This window comes from Amycolatopsis nalaikhensis (genome assembly GCF_030264295.1).
Lineage (GTDB): Bacteria > Actinomycetota > Actinomycetes > Mycobacteriales > Pseudonocardiaceae > Amycolatopsis > Amycolatopsis nalaikhensis.
Map to the genome: position 1 here is coordinate 5,916,473 of NZ_CP127173.1, position 22,775 is coordinate 5,939,247.

At 66.6% G+C, this 22,775-nt stretch carries 14 protein-coding genes and 2 pseudogenes; 12 read left to right on the plus strand and 4 right to left on the minus strand.

Annotated elements, in window-relative coordinates; all coding sequences use genetic code 11:
* Window positions 1–94 precede the first annotated feature (94 nt).
* On the minus strand, window positions 95–1,231 hold the full coding sequence (locus QP939_RS29000) for a M48 family metalloprotease (RefSeq protein WP_285449368.1): 1,137 nt from the start codon (window positions 1,229–1,231) through the stop codon (window positions 95–97).
* Window positions 1,232–1,662: 431 nt separating this feature from the next.
* On the opposite strand from QP939_RS29000, the gene QP939_RS29005 reads away from it, so the two are divergent.
* The 8 genes and pseudogenes from QP939_RS29005 to QP939_RS29035 all read left to right on the plus strand — a co-directional run.
* A complete protein-coding gene (locus QP939_RS29005; protein WP_285449369.1) occupies window positions 1,663–3,378 on the plus strand; it encodes an alpha/beta fold hydrolase in 1,716 nt (571 codons plus the stop codon).
* A 326-nt stretch (window positions 3,379–3,704) separates the two neighbouring features.
* Window positions 3,705–5,042 carry a glycoside hydrolase family 36 N-terminal domain-containing protein gene (locus QP939_RS29010; RefSeq protein ID WP_285449370.1) on the plus strand — a complete coding sequence of 446 codons (1,338 nt, stop codon included), beginning with the start codon at window positions 3,705–3,707 and terminating at the stop codon, window positions 5,040–5,042.
* Between the two features lie 128 nt (window positions 5,043–5,170).
* Window positions 5,171–6,379 (plus strand): sensor histidine kinase, encoded by a 1,209-nt coding sequence (locus tag QP939_RS29015; protein WP_285449371.1) that lies wholly within the window; start codon window positions 5,171–5,173, stop codon window positions 6,377–6,379.
* 169 nt (window positions 6,380–6,548) lie between these two features.
* Entirely contained in the window at window positions 6,549–7,448 is a 900-nt protein-coding gene (locus tag QP939_RS29020) for an endonuclease/exonuclease/phosphatase family protein (protein WP_285449372.1), read from the plus strand.
* Window positions 7,445–8,704 carry an MFS transporter gene (locus tag QP939_RS29025; RefSeq protein ID WP_285449373.1) on the plus strand — a complete coding sequence of 420 codons (1,260 nt, stop codon included), beginning with the start codon at window positions 7,445–7,447 and terminating at the stop codon, window positions 8,702–8,704. The genes QP939_RS29020 and QP939_RS29025 overlap by 4 nt, the downstream gene beginning before the upstream one ends.
* A gap of 611 nt (window positions 8,705–9,315) precedes the next feature.
* A complete protein-coding gene (locus tag QP939_RS29030; protein WP_285449374.1) occupies window positions 9,316–9,576 on the plus strand; it encodes a hypothetical protein in 261 nt (86 codons plus the stop codon).
* A gap of 47 nt (window positions 9,577–9,623) precedes the next feature.
* Window positions 9,624–9,842, plus strand: a pseudogene (locus QP939_RS51925) (transposase); the annotation flags it as partial.
* A gap of 441 nt (window positions 9,843–10,283) precedes the next feature.
* Window positions 10,284–10,482, plus strand: a pseudogene (locus QP939_RS29035) (IS701 family transposase); the annotation flags it as partial.
* A 235-nt stretch (window positions 10,483–10,717) separates the two neighbouring features.
* Here QP939_RS29035 and QP939_RS29040 read toward each other — a convergent pair.
* On the minus strand, window positions 10,718–11,401 hold the full coding sequence (locus tag QP939_RS29040) for an MgtC/SapB family protein (protein WP_434219581.1): 684 nt from the start codon (window positions 11,399–11,401) through the stop codon (window positions 10,718–10,720).
* A gap of 1,095 nt (window positions 11,402–12,496) precedes the next feature.
* Between QP939_RS29040 and QP939_RS29045 the strand changes: the two genes are divergently transcribed.
* Complete coding sequence (locus QP939_RS29045) at window positions 12,497–15,262, plus strand: penicillin acylase family protein (protein ID WP_285449376.1); 2,766 nt, start codon at window positions 12,497–12,499, stop codon at window positions 15,260–15,262.
* 252 nt (window positions 15,263–15,514) lie between these two features.
* Here the strand turns inward: QP939_RS29045 and QP939_RS29050 are convergent, their stop codons facing one another.
* Window positions 15,515–15,715 (minus strand): hypothetical protein, encoded by a 201-nt coding sequence (locus tag QP939_RS29050; RefSeq protein ID WP_285449377.1) that lies wholly within the window; start codon window positions 15,713–15,715, stop codon window positions 15,515–15,517.
* A 671-nt stretch (window positions 15,716–16,386) separates the two neighbouring features.
* Between QP939_RS29050 and QP939_RS29055 the strand changes: the two genes are divergently transcribed.
* The 3 genes from QP939_RS29055 to QP939_RS29065 all read left to right on the plus strand — a co-directional run bounded on the left by QP939_RS29055 (window position 16,387) and on the right by QP939_RS29065 (window position 20,814).
* Window positions 16,387–18,027 carry a hypothetical protein gene (locus QP939_RS29055; protein ID WP_285449378.1) on the plus strand — a complete coding sequence of 547 codons (1,641 nt, stop codon included), beginning with the start codon at window positions 16,387–16,389 and terminating at the stop codon, window positions 18,025–18,027.
* A gap of 36 nt (window positions 18,028–18,063) precedes the next feature.
* Window positions 18,064–20,466 carry a hypothetical protein gene (locus tag QP939_RS29060; protein WP_285449379.1) on the plus strand — a complete coding sequence of 801 codons (2,403 nt, stop codon included), beginning with the start codon at window positions 18,064–18,066 and terminating at the stop codon, window positions 20,464–20,466.
* Window positions 20,467–20,652: 186 nt separating this feature from the next.
* The gene (locus QP939_RS29065) at window positions 20,653–20,814 is read left to right on the plus strand and encodes a hypothetical protein (protein ID WP_285449380.1); all 162 of its coding nucleotides are present in this window, start codon (window positions 20,653–20,655) and stop codon (window positions 20,812–20,814) included.
* A 463-nt stretch (window positions 20,815–21,277) separates the two neighbouring features.
* Here QP939_RS29065 and QP939_RS29070 read toward each other — a convergent pair whose 3' ends face one another.
* On the minus strand, window positions 21,278–22,582 hold the full coding sequence (locus QP939_RS29070; protein ID WP_285449381.1) for a D-arabinono-1,4-lactone oxidase: 1,305 nt from the start codon (window positions 22,580–22,582) through the stop codon (window positions 21,278–21,280).
* Between the last annotated feature and the right edge of the window lie 193 nt (window positions 22,583–22,775).

Here is a 22,775-nt window from a genome sequence, read left to right on the forward strand (position 1 = left end):
TGTGCCTCGCCGGGTGGCGAGACTTGCAGTAAACCCGTGTGGTCCAGCCGAGGGCAGACCGCTCGGCGGACTGTTCCGCGGGCGGACGGCGGGGTCAGTGCGCGGCGTTCTGCGTGCGCATCAGCTTCGGGTATTGCTGCTGAAACCGCTCGATGATCTTGGCGGAAGGGACGATCTGGTTCGGGTTGAATTGCTTGAGGGCTTGCTGCTCACCCCACGCTCCGGCGGCCTTGCGCTGTTCAGGGGTGCCGTGGCTGTGCTCGCAGTCGCCGATCGACGCGTTGAGATAGGTGACTTCCTGCTGGGCGCGGGCGTCCCAGGCCTCGCCCTTGGCGTGGGCGAGGAAGTAGCCGGCGTATGCGTCCGGGCCCATTTCGCCGGACTCGTCGCCCGGAAAGTTGCCGTTGGCGAAGTCGACCTGGTGGCCGTACTCGTGCCCGAGGACTGCTTCTACCGAGACGTCGTCGAAGCCGGAGCGGTTGTTCACGTTGAGCAGGCCGTCGCCGAGCGTGATGCGCTTTCCGCCGGGGTTGTCGGCGTCATACGAGTACGCGTTAAGGGACAACAGTGGGTTCCGGCCACCCTGCAATACAGGGATCTCGTTGGTCACCTTGGTCGCCAATTCACCGGCCTCCGCCGCGCGTGCCGGGTCGAAGCCGAGCGCGAACGTCTGCGTCATCTTCTCCGGACTGCCCGCGTCGGTGCCCTTCATCGCGACCAGTTGGATGTTCCAGCTCTCGATGTTCCAGAACCCGCGGAGCTTGTCGATCGCCGCGGTGGCGCGGGGTGTGTACTGACCATCGGTGCCGAAGACCTGCGGGCTTTTGTCTGTGGCGACTGTGCTCGCGTAAAGTTCGACAAGCCTGCTGAGCGCCCCGGCCGCGTCGAGCTCCGTCTCAGTGAGGTGCTCTGCGAGTTTGTCTACCTCGGTGAGTAGTGACCCCTGGGTGCAGTCCGGACTCCCAGCCACTGCGGGGCTGGACTTCTTGCCGGGCTCCGGGATCGGGGAAGCGAGCAGCGGCTTGCTGTTGCTCAGCACCTTGGCTGGCCGCGGTGTCTGAAGCAGATCGGCGACCTCCTGGTACAGCCGGTCGACGTCCTGCTCCACAGACGAGACATTCGCCGCGGACGGCTCGGCCGCGGCCGCAGGAACGGCCGTGGCCGTCACGAGCGCCGCGAGAGCGCCGACGGCGACGAACGCCCGTCCGAGAATTCGGGTCTGTTTGGGCACGAGAAACCTCTCCTCTGATTCACCTGCACGAAGCAATCACCGTAAAACGGTCCGTCAGTAAACCGATGGCGAAGAGAAAGAAACCACTATGTCGGGGGGGAACTTTGGTATGGCGTTCGGGCACAGGAGACAGCTTTGGGTCAACGTCTGCCGAGTTTGTCGTGAAATAAATAACGTCTGTATGATGATTTTTACACACTTTCCGTCTGGGATAATCGCGGTGTCCGATTCGGGACACGCGGCGTGAATAAATCATCGTCTACTCGTTGTATGCTTCACCTGACAGCTGGCAACCAGTCCGAGTAGGGTTCGTGAACCCGCGGCTAAACGGCGAGAAGCGCGCGGACCGGCAGGCGAGCTTCTCGTTATCTCGGGGAGGTCCTGAAGCAGGGGGTTGTCCCGATGTCTGGTTCGCTACTTGAGGAGTGTGGATGAAAGTACCGAAGAAAGCATTCCTGGCCGCCCTGGCCGCCGCCGTGTTGTCGGGCTCTTTGGTCCTTGTCGCGAATGCTCCGGCCAGTGCGGCCGAGGGTGCTCCTCCGGTGGCGGCGAGGTACCTCGACCAGCAGATCGCGTGGGGTGATTGTCCTGGTATCAGCAAAACCCTCGCGGCGGCGTCGCCGGTGCCGCTCCGGCAGAAATGTGGGACGTTCGTCGCACCCAAGGACTACCATCACCAGGATCTGGGGGACATCAAGGTCGGCATCACTCGGGTCAGCAAGGACGACCAGTTCGGGCCGAAGCGCCAGCTGTTCATCAACCCAGGGGGACCGGGCGGCGCCGGGTTCCCCTTCCCGGCGAGTACGGCAATCGGGCAACCGCAATTGCTGGTCGACCATGACTTCGTAGCGGTGGACCCGCGCGGGACCGGGCTGGGAACGCGGGTGGACTGCGACGACGTGCAGGCGGCGGCCGACTCGCGAGATCTGTCCGATGCTGCGATCACCAAGGCGCGTGCGGACGCGAAGAGGTGGGTTGCCGACTGTGCCGCGAAGCACGGCGACATTCTGCCCTATATCACCACGGAGCAGACCGTTCGCGACATGGACCTGGGTAGGGTGCTGCTGGGTGCGCAGAAGATCGATTACCAGGGCACTTCCGCCGGAACATGGCTCGGCGCCCAGTATCAGAAAGTCTTCCCGGACCGAGCCGGCAGGTTCGTCCTCGATTCCAACGCGCAGTTCTCCGAGTCCTGGCAAACCACGTTCGAGATGCAGCCCATGGCGTTTCAGCGGCGGTTCGACGAGCAGTTCCTCCCGTGGCTGTCCCGGCACGACGCCAATTACGGCCTCGGCGATACCCCGGACAAGGTCAAGGAGACCTACGAGGCGATCCGTGTGGCCGCCGGCCAAGGCAAACTGGGCAAGCGGACGCCGAACGACCTCGACAACGCCGTGACGCGTTCGCTCTACAGCTCGACGAACTTTCCGGGGGTGGGGAGTGTGCTTCAAACGTTGAATAAAGCGGTCCAGAGCGACAAGCCGGTGGATGACAGCAGTGACCTGCTCTCCCAGATCCTAGGCGTGGTTAAAAGGGTCTTCCCCGACACCAATCCGCCCACCGAATCCGACACGGTGTTCACTGCGATCACGTGCAATGACACCGCCTGGCGCGGAGAGGACTACTGGGTTGAGTTCGCCAGGAAGCAGGCCAAGGACAATCCGCTGCTCGCCCCTGGGCTCGCCGTTTCTCCCTGCAACTACTGGCCCTACCAGCCGGTCGGGCTGACGCCGGTGACCGGCCAGACCGCGCTGGGCGCACTGATGTTGCAGGACACCCTCGACCCGGCGACCGCCTACGAGGGAGCGCTCGCGGCTCATCGGAGCAACCCCGCCACTCGCATGGTGACTGTGATCAACGCGGGAGACCACGGGGTGGCCGGACACAACTCGTGTGCTGACGTCGTGGTGAACCGATACCTGCAGCAAGGGGTGCTGCCGGGGAACGACGTGGTCTGCCAGGGTGTGCCGATGGCGGACGTGCCCTCCCTGGCTGCACCGATGGCCGCAGAGCCGCGCGTGTACGAAGCAGGACCACAGCTGCCCGGTGCCCTTCCGGCTACTGATGACAGCAGGGCGCCCAGCTTGGTGCAGCAGATCAACAGCTTGTTGACGGCCCTCGCTACCCGATCCTGGAGTTTTGTCTGATTCGATAGCTGACCGCGCGGGCGGCCCGGCCGGTGCCGTTGCGGTGTCGAGCGCGATGACCGATGCGGCAATCGAGCTGCCCCAGGAGAGGCCCGGCCAGGAATTCACGGGCCTTTCCTGGGGCAGCGTTGCGTTGGCGGCCTGATCCGCGGCCGCGTCATCGAGCGACGCTGCGTGACCCCCGGGCCGTCGCTGCCGGGGATGTCCGGGTCTGCTTGCATCGCTGTATCCAGCTGGCGCCGACTACGTCAGGTATGCTCGCGTCAGGCCTAAATGTGACAAAGATTCATGTCTGATGGCCGTCCACCTGCGACCGAGGAGTGGCCATGGCGGACCGACCTGCGGACCGGCCTTCGCGAGACGCGGTCCGGCCTGACCAGTCGGTCGTCGACGATCCGGCGGCGCGGCTGTGGCTGCTGCGCACCCCACTGAGCGGGTACGTGCTGATGCTGGACTCCACTGACGTCCCGCGCGCAGTCCATGGGGGAGTCCCGCTGACGCTGGAGCAGGCGCGCGGCATCGCGGTGCCCGAGCGGAGGCCTGACAGCGGGGACCCCGGGCCCGATCCCGGCGCGCAGGAATACGCGGTCGAGGGCGGCACACGGAGCGACGCTCCCTCGCTGCAACTGCGGTATGAGGACGGCGGCTGGGGGGTCTCGCATTCGGCGGCGTGGTCGTTGCCGGTGCTCGGCGGGTACCGGGTCCACCAGGTGAGCGGTGCCCAGGGCAGCGAGTTCAAGCTGCGGCGCACCGAACTGGCCATCGGCGAGATGGCGTTCACCAGCCGGCTCGGGCACACCGGGCACCGCGTCGACCCGTGGTCGATGATCGACGACGGTACCGCGGCCGAGGAGCACGGCGAGGTGTGGAGCGGCGTGCTCGCATGGAGCGGGAGCCGGCGGATCACGCTCAGCCGCGACCCTGCCGGTCGAGCCGGGTTCACCGGCGGGCCTACTTGGCGGCTCGATCCGGGTGCCGAGCTGGAGACGCGAGTGTTCGCCGGGATGTACGCGCCGGACGGGTTCGGCGGGGCCAGCCGCCGCCGGCATCAGCACATCCGGGGGCACGTGCTGCCCGCGCCGGAGCGGACCCCGCTGAGGCTGTTCAACTCGTGGGAGGCCGACGGCTGGTTCGGCGCCCGCACCGGCGAGCGGCCCGGACTCGGCGACTGGCAGCCGAGCGTGGAGTTCGGAATCCGGGTCGAACCGGAGATGGTCGACCCCGACAGCGACCTTCCTTTCTCGAAGGGGGACTTCAAGCGGCCGTTCGCCGGCGCCGGATGGCCGGGGGACGATGACCCGGACCGGCTGTGGATCGACCACGTGCGCGGCGTCTACGCGCTCATCGACCCCCGGCAACAGCGAGGCGCCCGACTGGATCGGGATCCAGCACGGCTGCAGCGAGCTGCACCGGCTCGGCGAACGCGGAGTGCAGTACTCGGTTTGCGGCCAAGTGGCGGCGATCGCCTGGCAACCCAGCTGGGCGACCCGGTCGAACGAGCCGCTGCGACTGGTCGGCCTCGACCCGTCGGCGACTTACCGCGAGGAGGACGCCGGCCAGGTCCACCACGAAGCCGTGGTCCTGGCGCGCGGGTTGTCCATGATGTTCTTTCACCTCGGCTACCTGCGCGCGCTGCTGCGCCTGGGCAGGGCAGTCCCGGGTGATCCGGTGCCCGCTTGCCCGGTCTCCGTCACTCGGACGAATGACGTGACTCGGTACGGCCCGAGCGACGGGGTTAGCATCGCGCGCCGACGCGGCACGTCCGGCGGACGAGGAGGGGACGGGGCATCAGGTGAAACACTTGCTGTGGCCGGTGCTGGGCAAGGCGCTCTACTGGCGGACCGTTCGCGTCGGCGGCCGGGCGTTCGCCCTCGCCGCCATCGGCATCGCGGGGATCGTCGTGGGCGGGGTCGTCACGCCGGGCGCGACGAAGGTCCTGGAGGCGTCCGGCAGCTTTTCGCTGTCAGTCTGGTACGCCGGGCTGATCTTGCTGCAGACGCTGATCTGCATGCACGGGCTGGTGTTTCGCGCGGCCGGCGTGCCCTTCCGGCAAACGTGGCCGCTGATCGCGGTGACCACGCTGATCGCGTCCTTCGTCGCGATCGTCTTCCACGACGCGCCAGGCCCCGCCGGCTCCATCGCGATGATCTGCGTGCTCTTGCTCGTCCTTGCGCGTAGTGAGTGGGTATGGGTGGTCTGCGCCGGCATCGGAATGGTCTCGCTCGCGCTGTTCTTGTGGTGGCCGATGCCCGATTCGTCCAGCCCGAACACCCTTGCGGTCGTGCAGTCCATCGTCGTCGGCGTCGTCGGCGCGATCGCCGTGCGGGCCACGGCGTGGCTGGCCGCCCGCACGGTCGAGCTGGCCGCGGCGAACGCCGAGATCTCGCGGCTGACCGTGCAGAAGGAACGCACCCGTATTTCCCGGGATCTGCATGACCGGCTCGGGCACAATCTCGTGTCGATCATGCTGCGCACCGAACTGGCGGAGCGGCTCGCGGCGGTCGACACCGCGCAGGCCAGCCGGGAAAGCAAAGCCGCGCATGTGCTGGCACAACAAGCCTTGCAGGATATGCGCGGCATCGCGCACGGCACACTGGTCGCCGACCTGGACGCCGAACTCGCCGCGGCGATCGACCTGCTGGAGTCGCGCGGCGCCGCCTGCCGGATCCGGATCGGCGAACAACCCGAGGGAGCGCTCGCCGAAACGCTGGCCTGGGTGGTCCGGGAAGCGGTGACGAACATCCTGAAACACAGCCAGCCGGTGAACTGCGAGCTGGAGCTGATCCGCGTCGGAGACCGCTTCGAGTTCGTGATCGCCAACGACGGATTGCTCGCGGCAGATTCGGCGGCACCCCGGCACGGGCTGGCGGGCATCGCCGAACGGGTCGAGCGTGTCGGCGGGACGTACGACGCTGACACCGACGCCGACGGCGACCGGTTCGAGCTTCGCGTGACGCTGCCCGCGACCGCTCCGCGACAGGAAACCGGGACTCCCGCCTGACTCCGGCCGACCGCAGCGAGCCTGAGCCGTTCATCCGGCCGTCGGAGAATGCGGAGGCCTCACCCGAAAAGGGGGGACGCGATCGGGGAAACTTGAACCGCTTTCATGTTTCGTTTACGGTGTTGGTCCGGTCCCCGCATGGGTCTTCACACCGAACAGGGCGGGAGGCATGCACCCGATGCTTCGTCTACTGACATTCAACGTGCTGCAGCTCCCGCTCGTCTCGGCCTCCTTTCGCGGCCGCCGCCGGGCGGATTGGGCCGTGGAGGTCGTGCGCTTCGCCGATCCGGACATTGTGGTCCTGAATGAAGCGTTCGGGTTGTCGCCTGCCGGGCGGCTGGTTTCCCGGCTGACTCGGCACGGCTATCGTGCTTCGCCACAGATCGGCGCGTTTCGGGGGCGCCGGAAGTGGGACAGCCCGGTGCCTGCGCTCTCGCCGCTGCGGGGGCTGGTGGGCGGCGGAGTGCGGGTGCTGAGCCGGTACCCGTTCGGGTGGCGTGGGCAGCACCTGTACCGTGCGTTCCATCCGAAAACCCAAGACGCGTTGTGCCACAAAGGGGTCGCGCTGGTGGAGCTGGACACGCCGATGGGCCGGATCTGGCTGGCCGCGACACATTTGCAGGCCGACGAGCCGCCGATGCCGGTGTCGGAGACCCGCGAAGTGCGCCTGGAACAGCTCAGGGAGCTGCGTGAATTCGTCACGAGGACGGCGCCGCCGGAGGCACTCGTCTTGCTGGCCGGAGATCTGAACGTCGAGTACTACAAATCGGACGCACGCGGTGTCCCCGGCGAGCCCGGCCCGGATCCGACCGAAGCGGCCGAGGCGGTCGGCGGCCGCCTCGAACCGGACGGCGGCATGCACGGGTACACGTTCGACAGCAAGCGAAACCTGCTCGTGGCCCGGTCTCAGCCGGGCTATCGCAATGTGCTGGACTATGTGGGCTCGATCAACGAAAACGGACGGCGGCCGGTCCCGCGGATCACCACCTCCACAGTCGCGTTCGGACCGGGCGGGCCGGCGAGCGACCACAATCCGGTGTTCGCGACCGTGACCTTGGGGCAGCCATGACCGCGGGCGTGGCCGCTGCGGGCGGCCGGTCCGCGTTGGACGAACCGCTGCGTCCGGTCGGTCGCCAGTGGACGTTCTCCTGGGCGATGGCGAACCTCGGCTTGTTCCTCGCCAACTACGGCGCGCAGCAGATCGTGCTACCGCGTCAGGCGAACGCGATCGCCAGCGACCAGGACGCCGCGGTGGTCGTGCAGAGCTGGGCCAACGCGTGTGCCTCCGTGGCAACCGTGATCGTCTCGATTCTGGCCGGCGCGCTGTCCGACCGCACTCTGCATCGCACTGGCCGCAGGCAGGTCTGGGTCCTCTGCGGCGTCGTGCTCTGCGCGGTCGCGTTCGTGTTTCAAGGCTCGCAGCACAGCATTGCGGGCGTTGTCGTCGGGTGGACCGCCTTCACGGCGGGTTTCGCCGTCGTCTTCGTCGCGCTGTCCGCAGCGGTCCCCGACGACGTACCGGTCAACCAACGGGCCAGGGTCTCGAGCTACTTCGCGGTGGGCACCGCGTGCGGGCCGCTGATCGGCGTCGCGGCGGTCACGTTCCTGCTCACCGGCATCCTCGACGCCTACGTCGGATTGGCCCTGCTGCTCCTCCTGTGCGTGCTTCCGTTCGGGTTCCTCACTCGCGGGATACCGTTGCGGCGGACGGAACGCCCTCCGCTGGCCCTCCGCGCTATCACCCTCGGCGTCTTCATGCCGCTGCGCAGTGCGGACTTCGCCTGGGCGTGCGGGCAGCGGGCGCTAATCAACCTGTCGAACGCGCTCGCGCAGATTTTCCTGTACCAGTACCTGAAAGACGCGGTGCGCTTCGACCCCGACCTTGGCACCTTGGTTCTCCTGGTGTGCTATACGGCGGGCATCGTCGTCGTCGCGATCCCGGTCGGCCGCTACTCGGATCGCACCGGAAAGCGGAAGCGGATTGTCGTGTGGTCCTCGGCGGCGCAGGGGGCAGCCGCGCTGATCCTCGCTTTCGTTCCGACCTTCCCGGCCGCGATCGCGGGCGCTTCGCTGCTCGGATTCGGCTATGGCGCTTACCTTTCCGTCGATCAGGCGGTGGTCACGCAGGTGCTGCCGCACGCCGAAGACCGCGGCAAAGACCTCGGCGTCCTTCAGCTCTCGAGCGCGCTGCCGGTGATCGTCGCCGCCGCGATCGGCGGGGTCCTCATCACGTCGCTGGGCGGTTTCCCGGCGTTGTTCCTCGCGTCCGCCATCGCCGGACTCGCCGCCGCGTTCTGTGTCTTGCCGATCAGAAGCGTGTCCTGACCTCGCCGTCTAGCGGCCGGGTGAAGAATTGTTCCGGCGCCCGGGAAATACCTCACCAGCTTTCGCTGGACGGTGGCGCGGAGTGCCGATTCGGGCAGAATATTGGCGAGAGCACCGCTGGCAGGTCCTCCTTCCGGCCAGGGAGCCGGGATTCCGGGGCGTCAGTTCTTCGCGGTGTCAGAGCAGCCCGGCCGGCCCACGGAACCCCGTCCGTAGGCCGGCCGGGTGTCGTCTCCCTCGCGGACAGGGGGCTGAACGCGATGGGCGCCTGCCTTGGGATAGGCGGGTGCCCATCGTCGGTTCTGAAGCCTTTCCGCGCGACCGCGCCGGTCCGGCCGAGAGTTCCTCCTGCTCGGCTGACGGAAAATTTCCAAATTGTTCGGCGGCTTCCGGAGGTCCGCTGGTCGACCGCGGGGCTCGCGGACGACGATTCGTTCAGCTATTGGTCGCGCGGCAGCATTCTCGTCCTTTGCGTGAAATGAACGGAAGAGGGGGAGACATCGCTGGGCGTTGATCGATCAGGAGTCGTATCTGCCGGAGCTGTGGATCGCCGGCCGGGCCGGGATCCTGGATGAGATCGAGTTCGACACGAAGCCGCGTTACGCGGCGGCGTGCTGGCGCGGGCGCTCGAGGCACGGGTGCCGGTCGCGTGGATCACCGACGACAAGGCGTATGGGCAGGCCAAGTACCTGAAGGTGCGGTCAGAGCAGTGCCACACCGGGTATGTGTCGGCGACCAAGGTCAACGACCTGCTGATCACCACCGCCGGCGGCGGGACTCGGGCGGACGAGCGGATCGCGGGCCTGCCTGCCCGGGTGTGGCGGCGACTGTCGGTCGGCCACGGCGCGCACGGCCCGCGCGAAGACGACTAAGGCATGTCCTGCAAGCGGGTGAGCTGGGCCCCTGGTATTTGTGCTCGGTGGTTGGTCGCGGTGAATTGACGGATGAGGCGTGGGCGGAGATCGAGCCGTTGCTGCCGCCGGTGCAGGTTGGTGGCTGGCGGCGGCGTGATCACCGTCAGGTGATCCACGCGATCCTGTGGAAACTGCGCACCGCCGCTCCGTGGCGGGACCTGCTCGAACGATATGGGCCCTGGAAGACCGCGCATGAGCGGCTGCGGTTGTGGACCAAGGACGGCTCCTGGGGTCGGAACCTCGACTGGGTGATCGTCAAAGACGACGCCGTCAGCGACCTCGAATGGATCAACTCGGTGGACTCGAGCGTGGTCCGGACCCACCAGCATGCCGCTTGTGCCCGGAAGAGGTGGACGCAGCGAGCAGGTCGAACCCCTCGCCCTCGACGGCGAAGGAGTCAGCCGGTCCCGCGTCGGGCTGAGCACCAAGAATGCACCTGGCCGTCGACAGGCGTGGCCTGCCGATGCGGTTCCTGCTCACGCCGGGCAGGCGGGCGACAACCCGCAGCTGGTTCCGCTGCTGGATGGCATCAGCGTCGCCCGGATCGGGCCGGGGCGTCCTCGGTGCCGCCCGTAGACGGTGGTCGCGGACAAGGCGCACTCGCACCCCTCGACCCGCCGCGCAATGAAAGAACGCCGGATCACCTTCGTCAGTCCGTGCGGACCCGTCGCTCGACGCTACTGGATCCGGGCTGGATCGCCGGGACTCGATGGCGGATCGGGGAGCGTTTCCGGCAGGGCCAAGAACGAGACTGTGCTTGACCACTACGTGGTCCGGCCGTGGCAGGCGTGGTATGCCCGCATCACGTTGTCGATGCTCGCTCATGCTTGGCTCGCAACCACCAGATCCCTCACCGTAAAGGGCAATCAGTGTCGGCGCGCCGGGCGTAGTCGGATCTGCGACACCGGAAATTCGGCGCCTGCTCACCAACTCGTCCTGCGTGCCGCCGTCGACGCCAACCATGTCTGGTCACGCCTCCGCTGCCGGCGACAGCGCCATGCCCGCCTCTGCCAGTGCAAACGACCTGGCTACCCACTCACCTGACTGCCATTGCAGTATCAGTCCACGCAACCGACCATGAGCAACTGGTGGTCGTACCTCAGCTGTCGACCTGGCCGGCCCGCCCAGCCACCGCGCTGCGGACGCCGGCCACTTCGGAGAGTTCCGCCGTCAGGTCGGCCAGGTCGCCTCGCCCGTCAAGATACAGCGTGACTGCCGTGGACCTGTGCCCGTCGTCGGAAAATGTCTCCTGCTCGACGACGATTTCCTCTACTGCCCAGCCCCGGCTGGTGCACGCCACTAGAACCGCCCGCAGAACACCTTGGCCGTCGTCATAGCTCAACCGCAGCATCGGCGGCTCTCGTCGATGTGTCGCGACGAATACCGCGAGGCGGGACAGCCCCCGGGTTGCCAGGAAGAAGCCAACGGTCCCCGCAGCGGCGAGAATCGGCAACCCCGCTCCGCACGCCATCCCGATCGCCGCGGTAACCCAGATCGTCGCTGCCGTGGTCAACCCGCGCACTGCGTCGCTCCGGATGAAGATCAAGCCGCCGCCCAGGAAACCGATGCCCGAGACGATCTGCGCGGCGACTCGCGAGGGATCGAGGGAGACGTGCGGATTGTCCAGGAAGTCGTCGAAACCATACTTCGACACCAGCATGAAGACCGCTGATCCGACGCCGACCAACGCGTGCGTCCGCAGACCTGCGGACTTCTTGCCAATTTCCCGCTCCAACCCGATCAAGGTACTCAGCACGAGCGCAACCAGCACCGGGGCCAGCAACGCCCACTGCCGATCGGTAGACCACAAGGGACCCACGAAACCTCCCGCGGACGCTGAGCGACGCCCACAGCACGGCAGGTCCGTCCACAACATCACCATCGAACACCGCGGGTGCACGATTACCCGATTCACCGAAAGTCCAACACGACGACCAGGTGAAATCGAACACTTGCACAACCGCATGGATTTGCCACAATAAGCGCGGAAGCGTAGTCCGGGCTACTGCAACTAGTCATTGGCTTTCAATGAATTATTCAACAATGGCATCGGATGATCACGAGCACCGATCGGCGCGCGAGCGGCTGGATGGGTCAACCCCGGCCAGCGGGTCGTCGCCTCGCTGCGATGCTTGGGCCCAGTTGGGGCGGGCGGTGATGGCGCCCTCGTAGGCCACGGTGTCCCGTTCGCCCACGTGAGGCCGCCGTGCTCGGTGATCCGCGCGACCCGACACCACCAGGTCCAGCACGGCTTTCGGAAGCGTTTCCGCCTCGCATCCGGCCGCGCGGAACGATCGGCCCGTCCCCGACGGAAACCCCTTCGGCAGACGTAGTCCCTGGGACGCCTGCCGAAGGGGAATCGCGGGCCTCGCCGGGAATCATGCCGGGAGGGCAACTGTGCTCGGCGAGCCACTGACAGCGTACCCGTGATTTCGGCACGTGCAGCAAGAAGGTCGGCGTCCGCGGCGAAGGAGCTACCGCTGCCGAAACGGCGAGCGGAGGATACTCGAACGGTTTCGCTTCAGCTCGTTGAGGGTCGGCAGTCGTGAAGAGTTCATTTCGGACGTCGGAGCGGCGGCATGCGAGAGGTGAGCACTGTCACGCGGCCGGCGCGGCGGTCTCGGGACGTCAGCGCAGGACGCTCTGTCGGGCTCACTAAAGCTGGTCCCTTCATTCGGTCAATTCGGTGGCCTGGCCGCGCTTTTCGGGGAGACGCGGCGGTCCCAGCGCGTGAACTTATCATCAATCGCCCGTGGTCTATTCACTTGAGGATTGCATCGGTCACAACAGCGGCTATATTCGCCAGACCGTTGGCCGGGCGTCGAGTTCGGGTCGGAGCGTCCGTACGCGCCACGGGACGTGCACCAAGGAGTGTGGTATGTCGAGGAGCAGAGTCGCTCGCAAGACAAGTTTTGCCCGCCGGGCCACCGTCGTCGTCCTGGCGACGATGACGGTTGTGCCTGTCGTCGCGGCCGCGTCACCGGGTACAGCGGATGCGGCCGACCACGCCGACTACTGTGGCGATCAATGCCATGACATTCTGCCCGGCGGCCAAGCCGGTAATTTGTCGAGGAAGCAGGCAATAGACATTGCGCTGAGCAAGCTCGCGCCGCCCCCTTACGAAATCCCACACGGAAGCGACCAGGCCGCGCGTTACGATTCGTTGCGGAAGAGCTATCCCGGACTGACCGACGAGAAACTCGGCGAGTTCCTGAACTCGGCGGCATTCGATGTGAACCGCACGGCCGGGATCGGGGTTGGCGGTCGGCCGGACGTCACCATCTCCCGGGACTCCTTCGGCATCCCGCATATCAAGAGCACGACGCGGGAGGGCGCCACGTTCGGCTCGGGGTACGCGGCCGCGCAGGACCGGCTCTTCGCGATGGACCTGCTGCGCCACGTGGCCAAGGGGTCGGCGGTGCAGTTCGCCGGGACGGCCGTGGAGAGCTTCCAGGACGAGCTGTGGCCGGTGATCGCGGAAACCGAGGCGGACCGGCGTGCCCAGTTGGACCGGCTGGCGGCGAGTGGGGACGAGGGCAAGCAGGTCGTGGGCGACCTTGATTCCTTCGTGGCCGGGATCAACAAATACATCGATGAGGTCCTGCACAGTCCGCTCCGGCAAGACGTTCCGGTCGAATATTCGGGAAAGGACGTGCTTCAGGGAAAGCTGGATCCGAGCAGCTTGCTCAACGCGGTTATGCCGTCGGTGACGCCCTTCACGACGACCGACGTCGTCGCGCTCATCACGCTGCTGGGTGGGCAGTTCGGGGCGGCGGGCGGAGAACAGGCGCTCGCCGCAGCGACGAAGGTCGCCGCGGAACGGAAATACGGCCCACAGCTGGGCGACCAGGTATGGGATTCCCTCCGGGCAGCGAACGACCCGGAGACGACCGTGACGCAGCGCGGCGCCGCGAAACCCCCGTACGGGATCAGCCCGAAGAACCCGAAGCACGTGGCGATGCCCGATCCGGGCTCGATGACGAGCGAACCCTTCAAGCCGGGTGCGAGCAGTGCCTCGAACGCCGGCTCGCAGGCTGAGGCGGCGACCCGGCCAAGCAACTTCCTCGGCCGGGACAAGGGAATGTCCAACGCGCTCGTGGTGTCCGGGGTGCACACGAAGAGCGGCAACCCGATCGCCGTGTTCGGGCCGCAGACCGCGTACTTCGCACCGGAAATCCTGATGCTCCAGGAGATTCAAGGCCCCGGCCTGAGCGCACGGGGCGCCATGTTCCCCGGCACCGGTCCCTACGTGCTGATCGGCCGCGGACCGGACTACGCCTGGAGCGCCACATCAGCGCATCAAAGCATCATCGACACCTACGCCGTGAAGCTCTGCAACGCTGACGGCAGCCCGGCAGGCAAGGAATCCAACAGTTATCTTGACAACGGCCAGTGCGCGCCGATGGAGCCGCTGACGAGCCCGGACAACCTGCACGTGTGGCGGACGAAGTACGGCATTGTGAAGCAGCGCGCTACCGTGGGCGGGGAGCCGGTCGCGTATACCGAACTACGGTCGACCTACGTCAACGAATTGCAGTCGGCGGTCGGGTTCAAGCGGTTCAACGACCCGGAAGCGATCAAAGGCCCGGAGGACTTCCAGACGGCGGCGTCGACGATCGGGTTCACCTTCAACTGGTTCTACGTCGACTCGAAGCACACCGCGTACTACAACTCCGGTCTCGAGCCGGTCCGGGCGGCCGACGTCGACCCGAACCTCCCGATGTGGGCGGGGCCGGAGACCTCCTGGCGGAACTGGGACCCGGCGACCAACCTCGGCGAAGGCGTGCCGGCCGAGCACCATCCCGGGTCCATCGACCAGGACTATTACGTCAACTGGAACAACAAATCAGCCGAAGACCAGGTCAACGGAGACTTCGGCGACGGCTCCGTGCACCGCGCGGACCTGCTCGACAAGAGGGTCAAGGACCTGATCTCGAACGGGAACAAGATCGACCGAGCCGCGCTGGTGAAGGCGATGGCGGACGCGGCGATCACGGATCTTCGCGGCGAGAAGATCCTCCCGAACTTGTTGAAGGTGATCGACAGCGCTCCGGATCGGATCGACCCCGTGCTCCGGCAGGGGCTGTCGGACCTGCGGAGGTGGCTGGATCGGGGGACGAAGCGGACCACCGGGCCCGAGTCGTCGACCTACCTCGACGCCAACGCGGTGAAGATCATGGACGCGTGGTGGCCGTTGCTGGTGAAGGCGATCTTCCAACCGGTCATGGGCGACGAGCTGTACGACGCCGCGGTGCAGAACCTGCAGATCGACGAGGCGCCCTCCGCTCCATTGCCGGGAACGTCGACGGCTCCGCACCGAGGATCGGCCTTTCAACTCGGTTGGTGGTCCTATGTGGACAAGGATCTGCGGTCCACTTTGGGGCAGCAGGTGAATGGTCCGCTGCCGACCGGGTTCTGCGGGACGCTGGAGAAGTGTCAGAGCACGCTGCTGACGACGCTCAAGGAAGCGATCGGCAAACCGGCCGCGGAGGTCTATCCGGCGGACGGGAACTGCGCCGCCGGTGACGCGGCGTGTGCCGATTCGATTCGGTTCACGCCCTTGGGCGTGGTGAAGGTCCCGGACATCGGATGGCAGAACCGCCCGACGTATCAGCAGGTGGTGGAGTTCCCGAAGCACCGCTAAGCCCTCTGGGACCGCAGCCGTCCCGCCGGACGAAATCCGGCGGGACGGTCGGGCATCGGTGGCTGGCGGTGGAAATGGTCGCCGCAGCGGTGTGTGGTGAACGGGCCTCACCGCCGCGGCGATCTGTTCTGTGCCGAGTTCCTCGCCGGAGCTGGCGCGGCTGATCACCTGGCGAGCGGCTGCGTCGCTGATTGCCGGAACCGCGGTCGGGCCGCCTGCCCGGCAGCGGACGGAACGGGACCGGCCGGGCGCTCAGCCGTCAGCGAGCGCGGTGAGGAACTCGTCGGTGGTGACGACCTCGGCCAGGCCGACGAACGCGGCGATGTCGATCCCGGCCGCGCGCAGGACGACGTCCAGATGGCTGCTGTGGAACCGGTGACCCGGTGGGGCACGATCGTGTCGGTTTCGGCAGGGGAGACCGCCTCGACGAGCGCCTTGGTGCACCCGGGCCAACTGCGCGATCTCGCTCAGGCAGTTGTCCTAAGTGCAGGTTGCCCGTGAGGAAAAGTTCGTAGCCAAAAATGCTTTGCCTTTACTTTTGGAAACGTGCTCGGGTCCTGCCGCTGTCAAGTGACACGTGCTCGGCCGGCGTCAATGTCGGCGACCAATGAAAATGTTCACTATGATTTCGTGAGTATTTCCACTGATGTCGAGTGAAGTTTGTTCGCGAAGTGTGCTCTCGATGACGGCGGGCCCGTGTCGGTTCCGTGCGACGGCAGTTGACTGTGATTCGCGGTCCAGGTTGCGGGTGGGGGGGCAGGGTGCGTGGCGGGGGTTGTTGGGCTCTGAGCTGCTTGTGGCAGACCGGATTTCCGGTCGTCTCCGTGGGGGCTGGCTCGATATACGGAGCGCTCGACGACAGTCTCCAATGGCCGGTTGCGGTCTGTTGTGCTCGGATCTGGACATGTGGCAGCGTGGTGCCGCGATGCTCGGCGGGGCGTCGACCTCGGGGTGGGAAAGAGGGCTTCAGTAGGGTGGGAGTTCATTTTCTCACTGTTCGACTGTCAATTTTGGTACACTCCGGTCGGGTGGCGCCGTTCGAGTTTCCTTGTCCGCGGGGAGTGCGGGAGACATCATTGCTCGTGAGCCCCCGGTCGGGGGGAGGAAATTACTTCGGAGATTTCATGACTAAGCTGAAGCAGGAACGCAAGTTCCGGGCGGCCGGGCTGGCGAAGGCTGGTGCGGTCAGCGCACTGACGATGGGGCTGGTCGCCGGGCTCGCCGCGCCGGCGATGGCCGCCGACGACGGTTATGCCCTGCCCACGAAGGGCGACGAAGGTCGTGCGCACATTATCACCAGCGTGGAGAAGCCGAAGCCCGGGCAGCCGGTATCCATCACCGCGTCCTACGACAACGTCAACATCTTCGACCTGAAGATCTTCAACAACGGCAACGCGAAGCACATCGAACCCAGCCAGGACTGGTTCAAGCTCTTCTACAGCTGGGAAGGCGCGATCAAGGTCGGCGGCAACGCGTGTGCCGACCTCGGCGGCAGCGTGGCTGTCCAGGCGTCGGGGAACAACGGCAAGAGCACCGGTTGGTTCCCGATCGACGTGGGGAACTCGCTCAAGTCGGTCATCAACGGACTCGGGAGCCTGTTCGGAGCAGGTGACCTGATCAGCATCCAGACCAAGTGCGATTTCGTCGTATCCCAGGATGCGCCGAGCGTGCTTCCGATTGAGTACGACTTGAAGCAGTCCAACTTCTTCGGGCTGCTCAAGCACGACACGAACGTTTACGCCAACCTGCCGATCGATGTTCCTCGGGCGCCGGGTGTCCCGGAGATCGTCTTGCCGATGTCCAACACCAAGATCACCTCGAAGGGCGTGGTCAAGGGCCGTGTCCCGACCGGTGCCGGGTACAACGGGCTGGTGCAGCTGTACAACTACGGCCAGCCGTTCGGTGACCCGGTGAAGGTCGACAAGGACGGCTTCTGGACCGCTCCGATTCCCGGGGGGACCGCTCAGGGTGACCTCTGGCTGACCGCCAGGGCGCTGGGGCAGAACGGCAATCCGGACTCCGCGGAGTCGCGGGGCGTGAAGGTCACCCTCGACGACTCCGTGAACACGCTGACGCAGCCGGTGATCAGCTCGCCGGCAGGCGACACGGTGAAGCCGGGCGAGGAGCTGACCGTCACCGGCACCGAGGGCAGCCAGGTGACCGCGGTCGACCAGAACGGCAAGGTCATCGGCGGTTCGGCGAAGATCAAGGACGGCAAGGCCGTGATCAAGCTGAACAGCCCGCTGGCCGACGGGACCAAGGTCAAGATCCAGGCGCTGTTGCCGAACAACCCCGACGTTCCGGCGAAGTACTCAGAGGAGAAGACCGTTCAGGCCGCCGTCGAGCGGCCGGAGTTCTTCCAGAGTTTCGCGCCGAACGTGAAACCGGGCACGGTCAGCCCGCTGGACGTCAGCTTCGAGCCGAAGGACGGCAACTTCGCCAAGATCGCGGGCAAGGCCCTGGTGCTGACGGCGCCGGAGGGCGTGCTCTTCACTGGGGACGCGTCGTACCAGACCTTCGATAAGGACAAGAGGGCTCTCAATGGCGGAGGTATTTGGCTCCCCGACGCCGCGATCGGCGACGGCGGCAAGACCCTGACGGTGACCATCCCGGCCGCCGGCGACCTGAAGACCGCCAACGCGACCATCTTCAAGGTCACGGTCGTGGTCAAGACGGCCGCGGGCGCGACCCCGGGCGAGAAGGCCAACGGCACCGCGGCGCTCGCCGGGTACACCAGTCCGCTGAAGGCGACTGTGGGCCAGTAAGGATCCCGGCGCAGTGGGAGAGATCCCTCCCCTCGCATGAAGTTCAACCGATGTGGCCGTGACCGTGGCCGGAAGTCCGCCCACGGTCACGGCCACATCGCTTCAGTTCTGGCCGGACACTTCCCGGCCGGCATCCGTTTGGAAAAGTCCCTGGAGTTGACCATGTCCGCAACGGGCAACCCGGCGCCCGGCGAATCCGGCGCCCCGGAACAGTCTCAGTCCTCCGGCCCCGCATCGTCCGCTTCGGCGGGCACGGCGGTCGTCAGCGGCGATCTCATGGTCGAGCTGGTCGATGGCTGGGCCAGTGTGGGCGATTCCGCTCGGCTGGCCGAGCACTTCGCGCTCGCGCCCGGCAATCCGGCGGCCGCTTTCGCCGTGTACGGCAAGAATGCCGACACCCCGCAGGTGTTCAGTCAACCGGCAGCGGCTTGGACGGCGTTTCGCGAGGGCGGACCCGGGTCCAGGCTGCTCTCGGTCGGCGATGGGCTGAACCGGAAGATCGCCGTCGTGCGGCTGGACGGTGCCATCGAATTCGCTCCGGTCGACCAGGAATCGGTGACCGGGGTCGGCGCTCCGGAGGCGTTGCGCGCATGGTGCGGTAAGCCGCCGGCCATACCGTCGCCGCAGTCTCCGTCGTCGGACGACGCGGGGGAACAGGCCGCTCCGGCCGAGGAAGAGTCAAGCCCCGGACCGGAAGCTCCGGCCGAGGATGGTGGCTCTCGGGGATTGGGCTTGTGGCGGCTGGGTTACGCGGCGCTCGGCTTGGTGGCGCTTGTACTGGGGTTCCTGTTCTTCCGCGTGACGATCGACGATTCGTTCATCACCTGGCGGTACGGCAAGACCTTCGTCGAGCACGGGGTCTGGGGCTGGAACGCCGAGGGCTCGCCGGTCGAGGGGTACAGCAACCCGCTCTACGCGTTCCTGTCGATCATTCCGGCGTTGCTGGGCATTTCCGCTGAGCTGTTCTTCAAAATCGTGTCGATCGCCATCGCAGTGGGTTACGTCGTCGTCGTACGCCGGGCGCAGTTGCCGCGGGTTCAGGAATTCGTGCTGCTGGCGGTCGCGCTGGCCAGCCCGGTCTTCTTCCTCCAGCTGTTCACCGGGCTGGAAACGGCCTCCTTCGCGCTGCTGATCGGCTGGCTGTACGCGATCGTCTACCGCCGGGGAGCGCTGGGGCGCACCGGATTCATCGCTGCCGCCGCCGTCGCGCTGAGCCGGCCGGAGGGCATCGTGCTGGCCGCTGCGGCGATCGGCTGGTCGCTGCTGATCGACCGGAGCCAGGAGAACCGGCGCGGCGCGATCGTGGTGCTCGCCGGCTGGGCGGTCTACTGGTGCGCCCGCTGGTGGTACTTCGGGTCGTTCTTCCCGAACCCGTACTACAAGAAGGTCGCCGGCGACGCCTCTCTCCCGACGAGGATCCTGGATGCGCTCCCGGTGGCGGGGCCGATCCTGCTGCCCGTGGTGCTCGGCCTCGCGATGGGGATCGCGCTGTACCGGCGCAGCGCCAAGACCTCGCTCCTGGCACGCCCGGACCTCCTGCGCGACGCGACACCGGTGCTGCTCGCACTGGTCTCGGCCGCCGTCGTGCTCGGCCTGTACCTGCAGGCCACGTTGGTGATGGACCCCGGCCACCGCTTCTACTGGCAGTTGCTGTTCCCGGTGGTACTGCTCGTGCTGAGCAGGCCGATCCTCCTTAGCGGGCCGCGCGAGCGGGATCCGCAGAGCCTGCTCGCCCTGATCGCGCTCGCCATCGCGACCGCCGCCGTGGTGCTATGGGATCCGCAAAACCTGACCACCGGCATCACGGTGGGCACCGTGATCGTGGTGATCGCCCTGTACGCGGGCGGTGTTCGCAAAATCGCCGGGGCCGCCCTGCTCGGGGCGATCGGCCTCGGTGCTGCGATCGGCTTCGGAAATGCCGCCGAGACGACGAACCTGCTAGCCTACCGGTACCGGGTGATGGCGCACCAAGAACTCGGCAAAGCGATCCACGACACCAAGCTCCCCGCCGGCGCGATCGCCATCGGCGACTCCGGTGTGCTGCCCTACGAGGCCGACCGGACAACGATCGACATCGGCGGCCTGGCGACGCGGGAGTCCTCCGGCGGTAGCCTCGACCCGGAGTGGCTGCGGAGCCAGAACCTGCAGCTCGCGGTCATGCTGTCCGGTTCGGATGATGCCGGGTCGGTGTGGAGCGGCGGGGCGGCGACCTCAGTCCTCGACTATGTGCGCGACCCACGCAACGGCTTCTGGTCGGCGAACGGTGCGATGGCGGGGCCCGGGTACTATCTGAACTACTGGATCGGCCCGGAGTGGCAGAAAACCGTTCTGTCCGACCGGCTCGGCACGGTCTTCATGCGCACGATGGCGCAGAACGACAAGCCCGACGCCAAACTGTTCACGGACAACCTGTGGAACTTCTCGTTCCTGACGAGGTGAACGACGACGGCTCGCGCAACGCCTGTTGCGCGAGCCGTAGTCGCGGAGCAACTGCGGCACGGGTAATCATCCACGAACGGCTCATGGTTTCTGCCGCACCCCAGGTGAGTGGCACTCGCCGGCCCGCGCCCGGCTGGACCGCCGTCTCGAAAGCCTGCGCGACGCCGCACCGGAGGACGGAAATCGATGACTCACCTGGACTTCCCGACGCTGTCCGCCGCGGCCTCCGCTTCGTTCGAGCGGTTCGCGGACCGAGTCGCGGCCGAGTGCGGCGATGGCACCCCGATCACCTACGCGCCTACGCGCAGCTGCGCGAGCGAGTGGGCGGCGCGACGTCGTCGGTGCTGAGCGCCCTGCCTGAAGCTCCCGATGCGCAGCCCCTGGCCGCACTGGTGCTGGACCGGTCGGTGGACTACGTGGTGGCCCTGTTCGGCGTGCTGCGATCCCACACTACGCCCGGTCGCTCGTTGCTGGAATATCCACCGCACCCACGGTGCGGTGGCCGGATCAGGTTCCGGGCAGTGCAGGCGGCGACCGAGGCTCGCGTCGGCCCGATTCGGGCGCGGATCGACATCGGCCAAGCGGTAACCGTAGGCCGGCCGCCGAGGAACTTGCCTTGAACACGGTCCTGGACGCCGATCGCAGGCTGTACTCGGTGCCGGGCCCGTAGCACCTCACGACGCGACTGGGACCCGAGGAGAAGCAACAGCGTCCGGTGCACGGGGTCATCAAGGTTCACCTTGCTTCGTCCAGGCTAGCCGGGGCCTGGTGGGCTTTCGACGCTGAATTGCATCGCTTACTCGGGAAACTGTCATGCCGCCGGGCCGAGGACCCGGTCGAGGTAGTTGTTCGAGAACGTTCCGGCCGGGTCACACTCCTTGCGGACGCGCAGGAAATCGTCGAAGTGCGGATAGCGGTCTCGCAGCACCGACGCGTCGAGGTTGTGCATTTTTCCCCAGTGCGGCCGCCCGCCGACCTGGCCCGCGATGGCCTCGAACGCGTCGAAGTATTCGCGGTAGCGCATACCGAGGAACTGGTGGATCGCGATGTACGCGGAATCTCGGCCGTTCGCGGTGGACAGCCAGATGTCGTCGGCAGCGGCCACCCTTACCTCGACTGGAAACGCCACCGGATCCCGCAGTCGCGGCACCAGTGCGCGCAGTTCGGCCAGCACGTCGTGCAGCGATTCGCGCGGGATCGCGTACTCCGATTCCACGAACCGGACCCCGCGATGGGTCACGAAAACACGGTGCGAGAGGTCGCTGTACTCGCGCGACGAGGACACCTGCGCGGCGAACGCGCCGAGCGGCCGCACCAGCTTCGGCGCAGCCCGGCCGAGTCGGCAGAGTCCACCAAACGCGACGTTCTCGATTAGTTCGTAGTCCACGAACTGACGCATGCGGGACAACGGTTTCCGCTCAGCGTGCAGCGGCAGCCGGTTATTGCGCTTCACCAATGCCTTGCTGCCGTGGGGAAACCAGTAAAACTCGAAGTGGTCGTTGTTCGCAACGTTGTCGTCGAAGCCTTCGAGGACCTGTTCCAACGGCTCCGGGCGCTCTTGCGCGGATAGCAGAAAGGACGGTTCACATTGGAGGGTCACGGTGCTGATGACGCCAAGCGCGCCAAGGCCGACGCGTGCGGCTTGGAACAATTCCGGACGTTCGTCGGCCGCACACCGGACCACCGAACCGTCGGCGAGCACCTGCTCCAGCGAGACGATCTGGGTCGAGATTCCGCCGAAGCGCGCACCGGTGCCGTGGGTGCCGGTGGAAATCGCGCCGGCGATGGTCTGTGCGTCGATGTCGCCGAGGTTCGTCATCGCGAGCCCGAGGGCGTCGAGCGCGGCGTTGAGGGTGCGAAGCGTGGTGCCGGAACGGACCGTGACCTGCTGGGTTTCGAAGTCGGCGCGCTCGATGCCGGTCCACTCGGTGAGGTCGAACGCGTCGGAATCTGCGGCGGCGATCGTGGTGAACGAGTGCCCGCTGCCCCACGCGCGGACTCGGCGGCCTGCCTCGGCGACCCCGCGCACGACGTCGGCGATCTCGGCCGCGCTGCGCGGCCGGTGCACCCGTTGCGGGGTGACCTTGGCCGTTCCGGCCCAGTTGCTCCACGTCATTTCGGCACCTGTTTTTCGCTGGAAGGTATCCACGATAGATGCCGGGAACCGTAAGGGAAGAGTATTCGCGTTTCAAGTGTCGGCGCGGTAGCGTGGATAGCCAGTCCGCGTTTAGCGGGCGAAACAAGGAGAATTTCCTGTCCCTGAGGTGAGAAATTCACTCCTCGTCCGGGGGCTCGACCAGCAAGGGGTG

Coding starts and splice junctions, on each gene's coding strand:
- QP939_RS29060 (WP_285449379.1), top strand. CDS start 18,064: ATGAAGTTCAACCGATGTGGCCGTGACCGTGGCCGGAAGTCCGCCCAC.
- QP939_RS29045 (WP_285449376.1), top strand. CDS start 12,497: ATGTCGAGGAGCAGAGTCGCTCGCAAGACAAGTTTTGCCCGCCGGGCC.
- QP939_RS29005 (WP_285449369.1), top strand. CDS start 1,663: ATGAAAGTACCGAAGAAAGCATTCCTGGCCGCCCTGGCCGCCGCCGTG.
- QP939_RS29055 (WP_285449378.1), top strand. CDS start 16,387: ATGACTAAGCTGAAGCAGGAACGCAAGTTCCGGGCGGCCGGGCTGGCG.
- QP939_RS29070 (WP_285449381.1), bottom strand. CDS start 22,582: ATGACGTGGAGCAACTGGGCCGGAACGGCCAAGGTCACCCCGCAACGG.
- QP939_RS29010 (WP_285449370.1), top strand. CDS start 3,705: ATGGCGGACCGACCTGCGGACCGGCCTTCGCGAGACGCGGTCCGGCCT.
- QP939_RS29065 (WP_285449380.1), top strand. CDS start 20,653: ATGACTCACCTGGACTTCCCGACGCTGTCCGCCGCGGCCTCCGCTTCG.
- QP939_RS29025 (WP_285449373.1), top strand. CDS start 7,445: ATGACCGCGGGCGTGGCCGCTGCGGGCGGCCGGTCCGCGTTGGACGAA.
- QP939_RS29020 (WP_285449372.1), top strand. CDS start 6,549: ATGCACCCGATGCTTCGTCTACTGACATTCAACGTGCTGCAGCTCCCG.